Raw genomic sequence first — 17,334 nt, 5'->3', positions numbered from 1 at the left:
ATCTTAATTTGTCAAATGGAAATAATCAAAATCTACATAACCACCAGCGGATTTAGCTGCATAGTTGAAAAGTCCGAATCGATAGCCCATAAAATGAGGAATGGTATAATTCATTTTTAGCTCATTACCTATCCTGTTCCAATTGCGCCCATCGGTACTATAAAAAAATTGAGCGACATCTCTTTTGTTTGTAAAGTCACAGCTTGCTTTAAGATATATACGCTGCTGTTTGAGGCCGATCTTGGCCACCTCTTGTGGTACACCTGTCGCCGCATTGATCATCACCAATGATTTCGTATTTCCTTCCATACGCACACCAACTAAACCATATTTTTTTTGCAATAGCGATAGGCCCGCAAAATCACCATCTTTCATGTTAGAAACCTCGATAGCAATAGCTGCACTGCAAGTCGGCCCGATGGTACGCTGGGTGAGGGTGTTTTTGGCCGAGAGAAAATCGTCGGTGCGATCGCCAGTATGCATTCTCAAAAAGCCCGTTCGCGCTGTTACAGACCATAGATTATTGTCTGGATTATGGTTCCACTGCCACACCAGTGGAAGAGCCGCATCTCCATGTTTCCGGTCAAAATCATCGGAGTTAACGATTCCGGGAATTAAACTTTTATTTGCAGGAAGATTTAAGGTAGTCGGCACTTTTCCGCCGATACCGAGCACGGGCCATCCATCTTCCCATATGACAGGGACCAAAAATGGAATACGTCCTACAGCACCATAATCCTGAAAAAGATACGCATACCATTTTCCGTCGGGCATATCAATCAGCCCCCCCTGGGCCACACCTTGATCCTGCAAAACCACTTTCCCATCATACGGACCTTCCAGTTGACTTGCCCGATGGACAATCACCGTGCGCATTCCTCCAGCTGGCCATGAAATATTAAAAAGGTAATAAAAGCCATTGATCTTAAACATTTGGGACCCCTCAGCCGGCAAACCCACTTTACCTTCTTTAGGTTTAGCAGGTAAAGAAGCATCATCTAATAACACGCGTTCTGTCCCAGCTTTAATGCCTGAAAAGTCGGGCGACAATTCGGCAATATGGATCCGTCCGCTACCCCAGATCATATAATTTTTTCCTTGGTCAAAGAATAAACTATGATCATGCATCATCGGCCTAAACTCGGTAGAAACCCAATTTCCTTCCTCAATATCTGCCGTGCGATAGACATGTGTTTTACCTGTATTGGAAGAAAATGTACTTACATAGTATTGTCCATCATGAAAGCGTAAACTGCTTGCCCAGGAACCGTGCCCATACGCATTCTTCTGATTCGACAAATTGAGCTCATCTTGATCTGCAAGGCGATCATACACATAATTAACCAAAGTCCAATTGACGAGATCTTTGGATTTCATTATCGGAACCCCGGGGCTCATGTGCATGGTGGTGCTGCTCATGTAATAGGTATCACCAACGCGTATCATGGACATATCGGGTACATCGGCAAAGATGATTGGATTACGGGCTTGCTGCGCTAATGAATCCAAAAACAGGATCATAAAGCAGCAGACAAAAGCACTAATTTTCTTTCTTAACATAGTAAATGATTAAATGTTCACGTTAATTCAATAAGCCGTTAAAGTGTAGTATTTCCCGGGCACGGTCAGCACGTCGTATTCGTAATAGTGTGGTAATTTAATTCCTTTCAGATGTGATTCAGCTGACTGAATAGGTTTTGGTGTTCGTATTGAAGTGAGAAGAGCATTGCTCAGATAATCTTTTGCGAGTTGAATTCCAGGCCCTTCCAATGCCGAAGCTGTACGAAGCCGCAACATGCCACCTAAAGCAGAAAATACCCTGACTTCCTTTATCTTTCCTTTTTTCCACTGCATTTCAATTTCAAATCCTCCACGTGCCTTTATGCCTTTTACCCACCCGTCGCTCCATCGATCGGGAATCGCTGGCAGGAGATGCACAGCACCATCGTGACTTTGGACCAGCATTTCTGCCACACCTGCTGTTAGCCCAAAATTACCATCTATCTGAAATGGAGGATGTGCTGTAAAAAGATTAGGATAGGTACGTCCCTCTGGATGCTTTTCATCAGAAAGGGTTAGCATATTTTTTATAATTTCGTACGCATGGTTTCCATCCAAAAGGCGGGCCCATAAGTTTATTTTCCAGCCGATCGACCATCCTGTTGCGAAATCCCCGCGATAAATCAATGAATTACGGGCTGCTTCAAACAATTCAGGTGTGCCAAAAGGTGAAATTTGGCTCCCTGGAAATAATCCATATAGGTGTGAAATATGCCGATGTTGATTTTGCGGATCATCCACATCTTCCATCCATTCTTGTAGCTGGTTATATCGACCGATATGCATCGGTGGAATACGGCGAGCCGTACTTAGCAAAGTATCCCTGTAGCTAGAATCGATACCCAGCACGTCTGCAGCCAAAGCAGTACGCGTGAGCATGTCATAACACAGCTGGTTATCCATCGTCACTCCGGCAGCGAGTGGACCTTGTTCGGGCGAAATTGAAGGACTCAAAACAAGCCATTGCTGATCTGGATATCCACGATGTACTATAAGTGTAGACAAAAGAAAATCACAAGCGCCCTTCATAGTGGGATAATATTGCTTTAAAAAAAAACGATCTCCCGTAAAAAGGTAATGCTCCCATACATGTTGCGACAACCACAGCCCCCCACTGGGCCACATTCCAGCTGCCGCAAAATCAATAGGACTCGTCACACGCCAAATATCTGTATTATGATGAGCTACCCAACCAGATGCATTATACAACGTTTTTGCCGTTTCTTTTCCACTTTCGCTGAGTTCTTTAATCATGGAAAATAATGGCTGAAGCGTTCCTGAAAGGTTAGTTACATTCGCAGGCCAATAGTTCATCTGCGTATTGATATTGATCGTGTATTTACTGTCCCAAGCGGGCTGCATGGAGGGGTTCCAGATGCCTTGTAAGTTAGCAGGTTGACCACCTGGCTGCGAAGAACAGATAAGTAAATATCGGCCGAATTGAGCCAATAGGGTAACTAGCGCTGGATCCTGCGTATGGGCAAAATTAGCAATTCGTGTTGAAATAGGCTGTTGCTGTTCGTCGTTGACGCTGCCCAAATGCAGTTGAAAAAGGTTAAACTGCTTATTGTAAGCGGTTTTATGCTGCTGAAAAGCTAACTGATAATCCTTTCTCATCGCTTTTTGCAACCTTTCCGTAGCCCCCTTGGAGGGATCCGATCCCAACTGTTTATAATTTTTGAAATTACTCGCAATTGAAATATAAAGACGGATGGAAGTCGCATCTTTTATAGTAATCGATTCGTCATCCACAACTAGCTCTCCATCCGTAAGGTTTACTCCGGTATGGATCTGATAAACAACCTCCCCTTTAACACCTTCATGATCAGTACCTCGTCCTTCCAAAACAAGTCGATCACCGCTCTTAAAAATAGTATGCTTCGACTCATTCTCATACGCCAAGGTGCAGTTAAGTTTCCCTTTCATGCTCGATCGGATCTGCATTACGATCACATCATCAGCAAAGGAAGTGAAAACCTCCCTCGTATATTTTACTCCATCTACTGTATAATGAGAACGCGCTACAGCGTGCTCGATATCCAATTCACGATAATAGTCCTGATAGTTATCATGGCCCGGAAATCGCAGCAGAATATTGCCGGCAGTTTGATAAGGCATACCATGGGTCTTTGTAAAGAAAGTTTCATTTGCAAGCTTTTCAGCTTCAGCTGACTTCCCGTCAAATATATAATCCTGAATAGTTTTTAATGCCCCACCGCCTTTGGGGTTATCGTTCCGATAAGGACTACCAGCCCAGATAGTTTCCTCATTGAGCTGCATGCGTTCACACGATGGGATTCCATAAAACATCGTACCCAACCGACCATTTCCTAGCGGTAAGGCCTGCTCCCATATCCGCTCATCCGCCGGCCGATCATACCATAGGGTTAAAGCCGACCGCTTTTGCGCAAACAAAAGTGTAGTATGCAATGTTATGATTCCAATGAATGTGATAATATGCTTCCAAATAAGGTTTTTAATCATTTCTCTTCATCCTATTTTTACCGTTTCCGACCTAAACAACAGATTTATCCACGTTAAACCCAGCCCGGCAAAATATGTACTAGTTTATTGCTAATTAAAAATTGTTTATTTTTTATCCTTAAATACCAATTGCGAAACATTATAAAGGTCATTTTTCCACACATTGAAATCATGTCCTCCAGGCTCCAGATAATAAATATGAGGCACCCCATTTTGCGAAAGGTATTCGTGCGTACGTTTACTAATATGAAGCAAGCCATCCTGATCACCACAGGATATCCACAGTAGTTTTAGTTTGTCTTTAGCTTCTTGTGGATTAGGGAGTAAATCTTGTGGCATCTTCGTATTGGGTGCAGAAGAAAAGCCTCCTACCCAAGCGAACGTGTCCATATGAGCCAGTCCAAAATTCAGCGACTGACCGCCCCCCATCGATAATCCAAAAATCGCTCGGTGTTCGCGATCTTTGATAACGGGAAACTGATTTTCGACATAGGGAATAAGGTCATTGATAAGATCTTGTTCAAAAGTCGAAAACGCTGCAACCCGATCAGGTGCCATCACATTACCACCAGCTCGATCATCCTGCATAGCGCGGCCATTCGGCATAATCACCAACATGGGTTCCATTTTTCCCTCGGCATATAGATTATCGAAAATAACCTGCGGGGTTCCATGTCTGAACCATTCCCTTTCATCCCCACCTATTCCATGCAACAAGTACATTACAGGATATTTTTTTGCAGCATTATATCCAGGCGGCGTATAGATTAAGGCTTTTCTCATTACCCCAACAGTTTTTGAAGGATAAACTATGGAATCTATTTTTCCAGTTGAGCCCAATGCTCGCTCAAGATCAAATCCTTGTGGAGCAGCCTGCTGAGCTTGAGCGATTAAACTGACGGAGAAAACACACAATAGTGTGCAAATTATCTTTTTCATATTATAATTGATTTACATCTCTTTCCTTTTAAGTACCCGCAGCGCAGCTGCTACGATTGCGTCTGCATTCAGGCCATATTTATCCATCAATGCACTCGGTGGCCCCGATTCACCGAAGCTATCATTCACAGCCACATATTCCTGCGGCCTCGGCATTTTCTTTGTCAGCAATTGTGCGACACTATCGCCAAGTCCACCGATACGGTTATGTTCTTCAGCGGTAACGACACAGCCGGTTTTAGCAATAGAATTCAGTATGGCATGTTCATCCAAAGGTTTGATGGTATGGATATTAATGATCTCGGCGTCAATACCCAAAGTTTCCAACTCTTCGCCCGCACGGATGGCTTCCCACACAAGATGCCCTGTCGCCAATATAGTCACTGCGGTGCCTGGATTCAGCATCACGGCTTCACCAATCACAAATTCCTGATCTTCGGGCGTAAAAACCGGCACCACGGGACGACCAAATCGCAGGTAAACTGGCCCCTTATGTTTAGCAGCAGCTAGTGTCGCGGCCTTCGTCTGGTTATAATCGCAAGGATTGATAACAGTCATTCCAGGAAGCATTTTCATCAATCCGATATCTTCCAATATCTGATGGGTCGCCCCATCTTCACCCAACGTCAGACCAGCATGTGAAGCTGCTATTTTTACATTTTTATCCGAATAAGCAATTGATTGCCGAATTTGGTCGTATACTCGCCCTGTTGAAAAATTAGCAAACGTTCCTGTGAAAGGTATTTTTCCACCGATGGTAAGTCCAGCCGCGATTCCCATCATATTTGCCTCTGCAATCCCTATCTGAAAAAAGCGTTCAGGAAAGGCTTTGATAAAATCGTTCATTTTTAGCGAACCGATCAGGTCGGCACATAGTGCGACCACATTTTCGTCCTGCTTTCCTGCTTCAAGCAAACCGGCTCCAAATCCCGAACGCGTGTCTTTCGACTCTGTATATGTATATTTTTTCATGTTAATCTATTTCAAAATCCTTTGCGTATTAAGCGATATAATCCCCCAATGTTTCTGCATTCTGATTTAAGGCCAAGCTTAGTTGCTCATCGTTGGGAGCAATGCCATGCCATTTATGTGAACCCATCATAAAGTCGACGCCATTCCCCATTTCCGTATGTAACAACACCATTACTGGCATGCCTACGCCAGTTGAAGCTTGAGCTTTTCGAAGTCCCGAAATCACCGATTCAATATCATTTCCTCGCATAATTTCAATAACGGTCCAGCCAAATGCCATCCATTTTCGCGGTAGATCGCCCAGCGAAAGCACATCATTGGTAGCGCCATCAATCTGAGCGCCATTGTAATCTACAATGGCAATCAAATTGTCCATTTTGTTATGCGCGGCATACATAGCCGCTTCCCATACTTGGCCTTCCTGTAATTCGCCATCCCCCATCAATGCATAAACTAAATGATTGTCATGGTTTAGCTTTTTAGCCTGTGCAGCACCAATAGCGACAGAAAGCCCCTGTCCTAAAGACCCTGAAGCAACACGAATACCAGGAAGTCCTTCATGCGTCGTGGGGTGTCCCTGAAGGCGTGAATTGAGTTTTCTGAAGGTGGAAAGTTCATCTACCGGAAAATAATCTGCCCGTGCAAGAACACTGTAAAAAACGGGAGATATATGTCCATTGGAAAGGAAAAATAGATCCTCTCCTATGCCGTCCAAGTCAAAATGGTCGTTTCGCTGCATCAACTCAAAGTATAGGCACACCAACAATTCGGTACAACCCAACGATCCCCCAGGATGTCCTGACTGGCATCCATGCACCATTCGGATTATATCTCTCCGTACCTGCTTAACAATAGCTTCTAAATTATGTATACTATGTTTTGTCATGACCATCTCAATTGTTACTTTGCGCAGCAACGCGTTTATGATCAGCTAAAAATTGCGCTAGTCCACTATCCGTTAACGGGTGTTTTAATAGTGAAAAGATCGCCTGCAAGGGCCCTGTCATCACATCTGCGCCTATTTTGGCACAACCCAGAATATGCGCACTGTGGCGTACCGAAGCCGCAAGAATCTGGGTTGGGAAAGCGTAATTATCAAATATCGTCCGTATTTCGCGGATCAGTGCCAGCCCATCGACAGATATATCATCCAGCCTGCCCACAAAAGGTGATACATAGGTTGCTCCGGCTTTAGCGGCTAAGAGCGCCTGACCAGCTGAAAATACCAAGGTACAGTTGGTCTTAATTCCCTTAGTACTAAAATATTTGATAGCTTTAATACCGTCTTCGGTCATCGGGACCTTAACCACAATCTTATTGTCTAAAGCCGCCAAGAGCATACCCTCTTCAATCATTGAACTGTAATCAGTTGAGATCACTTCAGCACTTACATCACCGTCTACAATATCACAGATAGCTTTGTAATGTGCGTGAACATGAACCGTTCCTGCAATTCCCTCTTTTGCCATCAGCGAAGGGTTGGTCGTTACACCATCTAGGACACCTAAATTCTGAGCCAAGCGAATCTCACTGAGACTTGCTGTATCGATAAAAAATTTCATTTTTTTTAGTTGATTAGTTTTGTATTCGCTAGCTCCCTAGCGATTGGTTATAAGACAAAACTATTGTTTTCAGGTAGATAGGATTGCAACAAATAAAAAAAAGAAGGGTAAAAATGTTTAAAACAGCATACCCTTCTCAAAAAGTAATCTAACACAACCTTTTAAACAACTATTATATACCGCTCACACAGACGCGCTTTTCTGCGATTGAATATATTCACTCGGCGTCATCTGATACTTCGCTTTGAAGACTTTTGTAAAATAGTTTGGATTGGCAAATCCCGTTTCATAGGCAATTTCAGAAATAGACTTATCACTTTTCTCTAACAGGCTCGCAGCCTTTTCTAATTTTACTGAACGGATAAAATCTACGGGTGACATACCCGTAAGTTCCAATAATTTGTTATACAGGGAGGCTCTGCTCATCAACGTATGAGCACTTAACGCTTCCACCGATAATTGTGGATTGTCAACATTATCGTGGACATACTTGAGTACCTTTTGTAAAAATTTATCCTTTTCGGATTCTATAGTGACTTCGGGCGCCAAAATAGATACCTGTTTACTATAGACTTCCTTGAACGCCTGATTTAGCTGCAACAAGCTATTAACCTTAGCGACTAGTACATCCATATCAAACGGCTTAGTCAGGTAACCGACTGCTCCCGACTCAAGGCCACAGACAAGTCCATTATCGACATGTGAAGCAGTCAGTAAAACGACCGGGATATGTTTTGTCCGTTTATCCTGGGCAAGCTTCTGAGAAAATTCCATACCATTCATATAAGGCATCTGAACATCGCTCACCACGAGATCGGGATGATGAAAAAGCGCCTTTTGCCAGCCGTCCTTCCCGTTCGTAGCTTCAATGATCTGATAATGCTCTTTTAAGGACTCGTAGAGATAATACCTAAAATCTTCATCGTCTTCAATAATCAGTACTAGTGGGCTCTGCCTAAGTTCAGCTGGCTGTACCGCCGTTATCGCTTCACAATCGGGCACCTCTTCATATTGCGGTTCAGCCTGATCCAACCACAGATCAAATTTAAAGACACTGCCGCTGCCCGGTTGGCTGTCTACAGAAATCTCACCACGGTACATCTGAACAAATGATTGGGCAATCGATAGCCCAATTCCAGAACCTTGACTTGCCACTTTACCCTCATTATCGTATTGGAAAAAGCTTTCAAATATGGACTTTTGAAGCTCCTCCGGAACACCGATACCTGTGTCACGAACTTCAAGATTGACATGAAGCTTTTTGTCGACCATATTTGCCATTGTTATACTTACGGCGATATCCCCGCCCTTTTTTGTAAATTTAAAGGCATTATAAATTAAATTAAATAAAATACGTTCAATCTTATTGCGGTCAAAACGGCAATACAATTTTTCCTGACAGGGAACAAAGGAATAATCTATACCTTTTTGTAAAGCCATGTCCTGAAAGGAGCGGTATACTTCCTGTACAAACGACACCAATTCACCATCCTCGTCCTGCAATTTTAGCTCATGGTATTCCATTTTACGAAAATCGAGCAACTGATTGACCAAATTCAATAGCCGGCGGGCGTTGCGGCTGATCAAATTAAGCTGATCGCCCAGTTTGTTATCTTTACTTTTGGCCAATAACGCATCGATGGGTCCCATGATTAAAGAGATTGGTGTGCGAAATTCATGACTCAAATTGGTTAAAAACCTGATCTTCATCGCATCCAACTGATGTTTGGTCTCAGCATCTCTTTTTTGCTGTTCAATAAGCTGCCTCGCCTGAATACGTTCCTGCTCCAGCGCAAATTTTTGCTTTAACTTTTGAATTCCTCGATGCCTGATAGACAAAAGTACCCCAGCAAAGGCAAACACATAAAATAAATAAGCATAAATTGTTCGCCAAAAAGGTGGTGCAACGTGAATAGCTATCGATTTAATTTCCCTGTTCCAAATGCCATCATTGTTACTTGCACGTACCTCAAAGACATAATCTCCAGGATCTAAATTAGTGTAATAGGCGCTGTTTTCCTTTCCGTTTCGAATCCAGTTTTTGTCAAAACCGACAAGGCGGTACTCATATTGGTTATCTTCGGGCACGGTGAGGTTCAGCGCAGCAAAAGAAATGGAAAAATTCTGCTTATACTTCAGGTTGATACGATCCGCAGTCAGGAGCGACTGTTGTATTGGACCTTTGTCTGAAGGTTGAATAATCACATTGTCAATTTTTAGATCCGTTAGTGCGACCCTGGCAGGATTACTATTCGTTTTTAAATGAGCAGGATAAAAATGGTTAAAACCCTTCTGACCGCCAAAGTAAATTTCACCATCATCTGTTTTCAACGATGCTCCAAGCATAAAAGCCCCTTCTTGTAATCCTACGGCATTTGAATAGTTTTTAAACTTATTATTTGTCAGAGAGTAACAACTCAATCCTTTATTAGTCGAAAACCAAATCCGCCCCATATCGTCTTCAATAATACTCTGGATCGCGCCATTCAGTAAACCATCTTTCTCGGAAAGAGTCTCAAACAATGTCTTCCCTTTTCGTAGCAAACCCACCCCATTTCCATTTGTTCCGACCCACAAATTGCCCTTTTTATCGGTATGTACAGCTAATATATAATTGCTTGGAAGCTTACTTTTTGCTTTATCATAAGTTATAGTATGTCGTTTAATAGGGTCGTACATCACTAGACCCGATCCATAGGTACCTATCCACATGTTATGTTCTTCATCTTCCGCCAGCGCACGTATAAAATTCCCAGGCAACTCGATCCCATCATCTGACGGCTCCTCTCGCTTGTATTTTTTGACAATCCCGCTTCCCTTTTGGATGATGTTTATACCACCTCCATTTGTCCCAACCCAGGTGTCTCCCCGGAAGTCAACTTTTAAACAAAAGATGTCGTTATTATTTAAGTTGTCTGTCCTATTGCCAACGGTGTATCGTTTGACATTTCCAGAATTGAAATCATAACAAACCACCCCTTGCTGATAAGTACCGATCCAAAGTTGATCGAGCTTTCTTTCCAAGGCTAGTACCGTAAGATCTTTAGGCAGGCTAGCAGAAAGTGTAAAAGGTGACAATCGATCAGCTGTTCGATCATATTTCCAAATACCACCACCATCAACTCCCAAAAAGATCTTATTTTGATAAGCAGCAAACGAGGTTACGATGGCCGGATCGCCATTCCTTCCTTCCAAAAAGTCAAGACTTTTTAAGCTAAACTGGCTTAAATTGGTATCAAACTTATTTAAGCCACCCTGAAAAGTACCAATCCAATAGATCCCGCTGCTATCCATACAAATCGACCGTATCGATTTATGAGAAAGGCTATGGACATTACTTGGGTCCGGCTTGAAGGTCCGAACGGTAAAATTATTGGTATTCAATACATCGAGACCATTATCCGTTCCGATCCATAATTCCTGCTTTTGATTATAGCACAAGGTATAAACCCGGGGGCTGCTCAACGCTCCTTTTCCGACCTCCGATTTAAATTTCTTGAATTCGGTATCTCCAGGCGTCAAATATTTAAGTCCTAGCATAGATCCCATCCAAATCCTGCCTTTATCATCTTCCACAATGGAAGTAATATCAATACCATTTCCGTAACCATCCTGTTCCGAAAGAACCTCAAAACGCTTTATGGTCTTTAAGTTTGCTGATATACGGAATATTGCGTTCTCCGACGATACCCACATATTGTTATGTCTATCCCGGAATACGCAACCCGTTACTTTACCAGCAAACGTTTCCAAAATGTATCTATAGGTGGGATCCATCTTCTTTTGTAGATTATCTACATCCAAAACATATAAAGCACCGTAAGAAGCAATCCAAATATTTCCATTCGCATCCTGGTCAATCGAATTGATTGCAGTACTCACCCATTTACCATCAGGCGTAATATTATAGGAGCGAATTCGGTCGGCTTCCCGATCATAATAACTCAATCCACCACCGTTCGTACCAATCCATATCCTCCCCTTTCTGTCTTCCTTTAACGCCGAAATATGGTTAGCCATTAAACTATTCTCCTTATTGGCGTCATACCGGTATACATTGTAATGACGTCCGTCGAAGCGATTAAGTCCATCCTCTGTTCCCAACCAAAGAAAACCATAACTGTCACGACAGATGCTATAGATAGTATTGGAAGAAAGGCCGTCCTTCGAATAATAGCGTTGAAAGGTTACGGGTTGGTTTTGCCCATAAGAAAAAAACGTCAACAACAGCCAAGTAAATAACAGTAATGTCCGTATCATATATTTAGGTGTGTAATCTGCAGCACAGAAAATCGATGCTGAACTGTCAACTAAATTATCAAATTAATACCTACTAAACTAGTCGAAACGATTATTTATGCTGTATGGATGGCAATTTTTGACATTATTTTCCTTCATTTAAACATTCTTGCTATCCAAAAAATTTAACATTGGCTAGCTTTGATTTACAATTATAAACTGATTTGAAAGGCATCTCCTAGTGTTGGAAATTGCATCTCAACCATGCAACCGGTTGCGAAACAGTTATAATAGAGAATTTAACCAATTATAATATACAATTTATGACAGTATCTGATGATCCTTGACTGTCCCCTCATATCTATCAATATGAGCTAAGGGGATAGGGATACAAAAGTATCACGCCAATTAAAGAACATTTAACCAATAATTCTTCAACCTATTTATCAATCCAAAAATGCGATGATGATTACATATAAAATCACACGAGTAAGGCGTTGGAAAAAGCTATGGGGTATAGCTAAACCATTCACTTTACTGCTTTTCCTACTTTACGTGGGGCAAGCAACACTCTTTGCACAGGCCAAAAGACAGATAAAGGGCATTGTCGTCGATAGTAACCATAAAAAAGTGAGCGGTGCATCCATTCGGGTAAAAGGCACATCGCTGGCCACGGCTACTGATGATAATGGAGCATTTACAATCCAGGTCCCGGCAGATAACACTTTGTTGACTGTTTCTAAGCTAGGATATGGCAAAATAGAAGTCGATATCCACAATAAAAACACCATTGAAGTACAGTTAACCGATCAGTCAATCGAAATCGAAGAAACGGTAGTTGTCGGGTACGGTCGTCAGAAAAAGGAGACCGTTGTAGGAGCTATTACGCAGACTTCCGGTAAAATTCTTGAGCGCGCAGGAGGTGTTTCCAGCGTAGGTGCCGCACTGACAGGCAATCTACCGGGCGTAATTACCACTGCAAGTACTGGTATGCCTGGTGAAGAGGATCCTCGTATCGTGATCCGCGGCCGTAGCACGTGGAATAATACCGACCCTTTAGTGATGGTCGATGGTGTGGAAAGGCCGTTATCCGCGGTAGATATCAGTTCTATTGAAACAATCTCTGTACTAAAAGATGCCTCGGCAACTGCTGTCTATGGTGTTAGAGGGGCAAACGGCGTTATTTTAATTACCACTAAGCGGGGTAAAGAAGGACAAATGATGATAAGGGGTACCGTCAACAACATTGTAAAGACCGTTTCCCAGCTTCCAGGCAAAATGGATTCTTATGATGCATTGATGCTACGCAATAAGGTGATTGAGTATGAATTGGGCATCAACCCTACAAGTTGGGCCGATTATTCACCGCAGGATATTATCAATAAATATCGTTTCCCGGTAGATCAAACCGAAAGAGAACGCTATGTAAATACCGATTGGGCGAAGGAACTCTTTAGAAGTCAAGCGTTTTCACAAAACAGCAGTATTAATATTGCCGGTGGCACCCCATTTGTCAAATACTTTGCTAACGCGGATTACCTCTATGAAGGCGATATGTTCCGCCAATTTGAAAACGCCAGGGGTTATAAAGCAGGCTATGGCTTCAACCGCCTTAATGTGCGCTCAAATCTGGATTTCCAGCTTACGCCAACGACCAAATTTTCAACAAATCTAGCGGGCTCCCGTGGTGTCCGAAAAAGTCCATTTGGCGGCGGCAACAATTATTCCTATTGGATTGCAGCCTACACCGTAGCTCCCGATGTAATATATCCACGATATTCGGATGGTACCTGGGGATTCAATGCGCCAAATCCGAATGCGGGAATAAACTCCGCACGTGTACTGGCCATCAGTGGAACAGAGTATACAACCACCAGCCGAATCACAACCGATTTTACACTAGAACAAGACCTCAAATTTTTGACAAAAGGACTGAATGTACGTGGAACGCTGTCACTGGACAACACCTTTGTGGAAGCCAACCGCGGTATCAACGACGCGAATAATAACACACAGAGCAAGTGGATAGATCCCAAAACTGGACTTCCGACTTACCAGATCCCTTTCGATGGCACCAATAGATTTGATTTTGTGGAAGGGATTGACTGGACAACAGGAGCAGGATTTGTTGACGACAGACTCACTTATAGAAGATTATTTTATCAGTTGCAATTAAACTATGCAACTACCATTGCTCAAAACCACAATATTTCGGCTATGGGATTAGTCAACCGGAATCAATACGGAAAAGGCAGTACTATTCCTTCCTATCGGGAAGACTGGGTATTCCGTACAACCTACAACTATAAAAACAAATATATGCTCGAATATAACGGTGCTTATACCGGTTCAGAAAAATTCGCACCTGAAAATAGATTTGCTTTTTTTAACTCAGGAGGTATTGGTTGGTTAGTTTCAGAAGAAGAGTTTTTAAAACCATTATCCTTTTTGAGTATGTTAAAGCTGCGTGGTTCTTATGGTGATATTGGTGACGACAGTGGTGGTGGGCAATTTCTCTATCTTACGCAATGGGCTTATGGCGGTACTTCAGGAATGGGTGTCGACGGTCGGTTCTCCTACTCCGATGGAAATACCAGTCCGTACATCTGGTATAAAGAAAATATACTGGGAAATCCAAATATCCGCTGGGAAAAAGTCAAGAAGCTAAACTTCGGTGTCGATTTTGGACTTTTCAATGGACAGATCTCCGGAAAGGTAGATTTCTTCAAAGATCACAGGACGAATGTGCTTATTACCGGTAGCGGACGGTCTATTCCATCCTATTTTGGTGTTGAGGCCCCAACGGCCAACCTTGGAGAGGTAGAAAATAAAGGTTATGAAGTTGAACTTAAATTTAATAAGCAACTCAATACCGAATGGAGAATATGGGCTGATATCAATTTTACCCATGCTAAGGATAAAGTCATCAATGCTGATGCAGCTGAATTGCTACCAGAATATCAGAAACCGGATAACAAACAGGTAAATCAAACCTATTCCTACGTGAGCTCGGGATATTACAATACTTGGGACGAACTTTATGGCAGCACCATTCACGAAAGCAATGATCTTGCAAAGCTTCCCGGTAATTATCACATCTTGGATTATAACGGTGATGGTATTATTGATGCCAAGGATAATATACCTTATGCCTTTCCTTCGGTTCCCCAAAATACATACAACTGTACAATTGGCTTCGACTGGAAAAATTTCAGTGTCATGACGCAATGGTATGCTGTCAATAATGTCACCCGGCAGGTTGTCTTCAATAGTTTCTCGGGACAGCTTAATCTGGCCTACGATGAAGGCTCCTATTGGTCAAAGGATAATATCAATGCCGATGTGCCACTCCCACGCTGGCTATCGCAACCGAGCAGTTATAACGCCGGCAACAGGTATATGTTTGATGGCTCATACATTCGATTAAAGACCGCTGAAATAGCCTACAATTTTAATCGTGAATCGAGCGTAATCAAGCGCATGGGGCTACAGAATCTGCGCCTATTCCTAAACGGCAACAACTTAGTATTCTGGTCGAAAATGCCCGATGACCGAGAATCCAATTACGCCGGTACAGGCTGGGCCTCCCAAGGAGCATATCCTACTGTAAAACGGTTTAATCTAGGTGCAAACATTACTTTTTAAAGCAATTAGACAGATGAAAAAATATTTCAAGGTAATCTTTATAACTGGTGTGCTGTGGTCATCCACATCATTACTCTCCTGCAATAAATATCTAGATAAAGAAGAGCAGTCCAACGTATCATCCAAAGAAGCATTTAAAAATTTTATAAACTTCCAGGGGTACACCGAAGAGCTGTATAACTGTGTAGTCAATTTCAGCAACAACTACTGGACCAACTCCTGGAACTGGGGCGAAGATGAAATAACTTCCACAGCAAACAATTTTCATTTCGTCAACAAAATAGACGAAGGTAATTTTTGGGGTTGGCAAAGAGACTTTGATGGTTGGGGTGCCGGTTGGATGGATCAGGGTGATTTCACCACCAAAAACGACGATGTATTTGTCAACCGTGCCTTCCGCGACCTATGGAGCGCCTCATGGTTTGGGCTTCGCAAAATAAGCTTAGGCTTAGAAAACATCGATAAACTGACCGAAGCAACACAAGAAGAAAAGGATCTGATCAAGGGGCAATTGTTATTTTTCCGAGGTTGGTTTCACCACCGGCTGATGGAATATTTTGGCGGTATGCCCTACATTAATTATGTACTTCCGAGCGACGAAAAGCTCCGGTTACCACGACTGAGCTATCAGGCCTGTGCAGATCTCGCCGCAGCCGATTTTAGGGAAGCGGCAAACCTTTTACCCATCGACTGGGACAATACTACTGCCGGAAAACGTACGCTGGGTAAAAACCAGTTGCGCATCAATAAGATCATGGCACTGGCCTACCTTGGCAAAAACTACCTTTGGGCAGGTAGTCCGTTGATGAACTTTCAGTCTACAGGAAGTAAAACCTATCACGCCGATTATTGTAAAAAAGCCGCCCAAGCCTTTGGCGAATTGCTTTCTCTGGTCGAAAGCGGCCAGACAAATTATGCGCTGGTACCGCTAGCGAATATCCATTTAAACTTTTATACTACCGGACAAAACTGGGCCATGCCCGGCAGCACAGAAGCTATTTTTAGAGGGCCTTACATTGATGCGTGGGCATCTAACTGGGGGACGAGCAAACAATATATCCCATTGGAGGTCGGAGATGGCGACCTTAAGTTCAATCCAACCGCAAATTATGTCGACTACTATGGCATGAAAAGCGGCTTACCGATAAAGGACATTACTAAGTCCGACTCGGAGTCGGGATATAATGCCGAATATCCTTGGAAAGATCGGGATCCACGTTTTTATAAGGATATCATTTTTGACGGCACAAAAGTAGTTCAGGGCAACATGTCCGCATCAGAAGAAAAAAACCGCAACGCCAACCTATATACAGGCGGAAGCTATCGAGATACCCGTACCGGTAGTCAGACAGGCTACGTCTTACGTAAATTTATCCCTTTGACAGCCAATAAATATGACCAAGCCTATAGTTACGGAACCACGCTCCATATTTACGTCCCTTACATGCGCCTTGCCGATGTTTATCTGATGTATGCAGAAGCTGCCATGATGGCTTCCAATTCGGCTACGGGCAAAGCAGACAATTATGGTAAAACTGCGGTCGACGCAATCAATATCGTACGCGACCGGGCTGGCGTGGGACATGTGGACAGTAAGTTTCTCGGTTCTGCCGAATCCCTGCTTTCCGAGTTACGCCGCGAACGTGCTGTCGAACTTTCTTTCGAAGGGCACCGCTTTAATGATCTGCGCCGCTGGTTGTTATTGACCGAAGCGCCTTACACCTTAAAAAAAGCGGTTTCCTTTGATCGAGCAGGCGTATTTAACAACCAAGATCCGTCTCAAAATCGCGTCGTCAATATTCAAGAAAATATCATTTTGGAGCGCAAATTCACGAGCAAACACTACTGGTTGCCACTAAAAGTCAGAGATGTCAGTATGTATCCCGAGTTCTATCAGAACCCAGGCTGGTAACAAGTTTTCATTTAATCATTC

The 17,334-nt window shown here is 42.9% G+C and carries 9 protein-coding genes; 2 read left to right on the top strand and 7 right to left on the bottom strand.

Annotated features, from left to right (window positions below; all coding sequences use genetic code 11):
• Positions 1-3: 3 nt before the first annotated feature.
• The 7 genes from B3139_RS18325 to B3139_RS18295 form a co-directional block, all read right to left on the bottom strand.
• Positions 4-1,560: a glycoside hydrolase 43 family protein gene (locus B3139_RS18325; protein WP_293884983.1), complete on the bottom strand. Its 1,557-nt coding sequence runs from the start codon at positions 1,558-1,560 to the stop codon at positions 4-6.
• A gap of 27 nt (positions 1,561-1,587) precedes the next feature.
• Complete coding sequence (locus tag B3139_RS18320; protein WP_293884982.1) at positions 1,588-4,044, bottom strand: glycoside hydrolase family 95 protein; 2,457 nt, start codon at positions 4,042-4,044, stop codon at positions 1,588-1,590.
• Between the two features lie 105 nt (positions 4,045-4,149).
• Positions 4,150-4,983 carry an alpha/beta hydrolase gene (locus B3139_RS18315; RefSeq protein ID WP_293884981.1) on the bottom strand — a complete coding sequence of 278 codons (834 nt, stop codon included), beginning with the start codon at positions 4,981-4,983 and terminating at the stop codon, positions 4,150-4,152.
• A 12-nt stretch (positions 4,984-4,995) separates the two neighbouring features.
• Positions 4,996-5,955: a transketolase family protein gene (locus B3139_RS18310; protein ID WP_293884980.1), complete on the bottom strand. Its 960-nt coding sequence runs from the start codon at positions 5,953-5,955 to the stop codon at positions 4,996-4,998.
• 28 nt (positions 5,956-5,983) lie between these two features.
• The gene (locus tag B3139_RS18305; protein WP_293884979.1) at positions 5,984-6,841 is read right to left on the bottom strand and encodes a transketolase; all 858 of its coding nucleotides are present in this window, start codon (positions 6,839-6,841) and stop codon (positions 5,984-5,986) included.
• 7 nt (positions 6,842-6,848) lie between these two features.
• Positions 6,849-7,517: a fructose-6-phosphate aldolase gene (fsa, locus tag B3139_RS18300; RefSeq protein WP_121123024.1), complete on the bottom strand. Its 669-nt coding sequence runs from the start codon at positions 7,515-7,517 to the stop codon at positions 6,849-6,851.
• A gap of 183 nt (positions 7,518-7,700) precedes the next feature.
• Entirely contained in the window at positions 7,701-11,777 is a 4,077-nt protein-coding gene (locus B3139_RS18295) for a two-component regulator propeller domain-containing protein (protein WP_293884978.1), read from the bottom strand.
• A 441-nt stretch (positions 11,778-12,218) separates the two neighbouring features.
• Here B3139_RS18295 and B3139_RS18290 point away from each other — a divergent pair, with 441 nt between their 5' ends.
• Complete coding sequence (locus B3139_RS18290) at positions 12,219-15,401, top strand: SusC/RagA family TonB-linked outer membrane protein (RefSeq protein WP_293884977.1); 3,183 nt, start codon at positions 12,219-12,221, stop codon at positions 15,399-15,401.
• A gap of 13 nt (positions 15,402-15,414) precedes the next feature.
• Positions 15,415-17,313, top strand: a complete 1,899-nt coding sequence (locus B3139_RS18285) for a RagB/SusD family nutrient uptake outer membrane protein (RefSeq protein WP_293884976.1) — start codon at positions 15,415-15,417, stop codon at positions 17,311-17,313.
• Positions 17,314-17,334 lie beyond the last annotated feature (21 nt).

The sequence above is a fragment of the Sphingobacterium sp. UBA1498 genome (assembly GCF_002325125.1).
Lineage (GTDB): Bacteria > Bacteroidota > Bacteroidia > Sphingobacteriales > Sphingobacteriaceae > Sphingobacterium.
Note: the sequence above shows the minus strand (reverse complement) of the source record. Positions and strands in the feature narration are given on the sequence as shown.

Excerpts from the sequence above, each read along its gene's own strand:
- B3139_RS18310 (WP_293884980.1), bottom strand. The coding sequence starts at position 5,955 with ATGAAAAAATATACATATACAGAGTCGAAAGACACGCGTTCGGGATTT.
- B3139_RS18315 (WP_293884981.1), bottom strand. The coding sequence starts at position 4,983 with ATGAAAAAGATAATTTGCACACTATTGTGTGTTTTCTCCGTCAGTTTA.
- B3139_RS18320 (WP_293884982.1), bottom strand. The coding sequence starts at position 4,044 with ATGATTAAAAACCTTATTTGGAAGCATATTATCACATTCATTGGAATC.
- B3139_RS18295 (WP_293884978.1), bottom strand. The coding sequence starts at position 11,777 with ATGATACGGACATTACTGTTATTTACTTGGCTGTTGTTGACGTTTTTT.
- B3139_RS18305 (WP_293884979.1), bottom strand. The coding sequence starts at position 6,841 with ATGACAAAACATAGTATACATAATTTAGAAGCTATTGTTAAGCAGGTA.
- B3139_RS18325 (WP_293884983.1), bottom strand. The coding sequence starts at position 1,560 with ATGTTAAGAAAGAAAATTAGTGCTTTTGTCTGCTGCTTTATGATCCTG.
- B3139_RS18285 (WP_293884976.1), top strand. The coding sequence starts at position 15,415 with ATGAAAAAATATTTCAAGGTAATCTTTATAACTGGTGTGCTGTGGTCA.
- fsa (WP_121123024.1), bottom strand. The coding sequence starts at position 7,517 with ATGAAATTTTTTATCGATACAGCAAGTCTCAGTGAGATTCGCTTGGCT.
- B3139_RS18290 (WP_293884977.1), top strand. The coding sequence starts at position 12,219 with ATGATGATTACATATAAAATCACACGAGTAAGGCGTTGGAAAAAGCTA.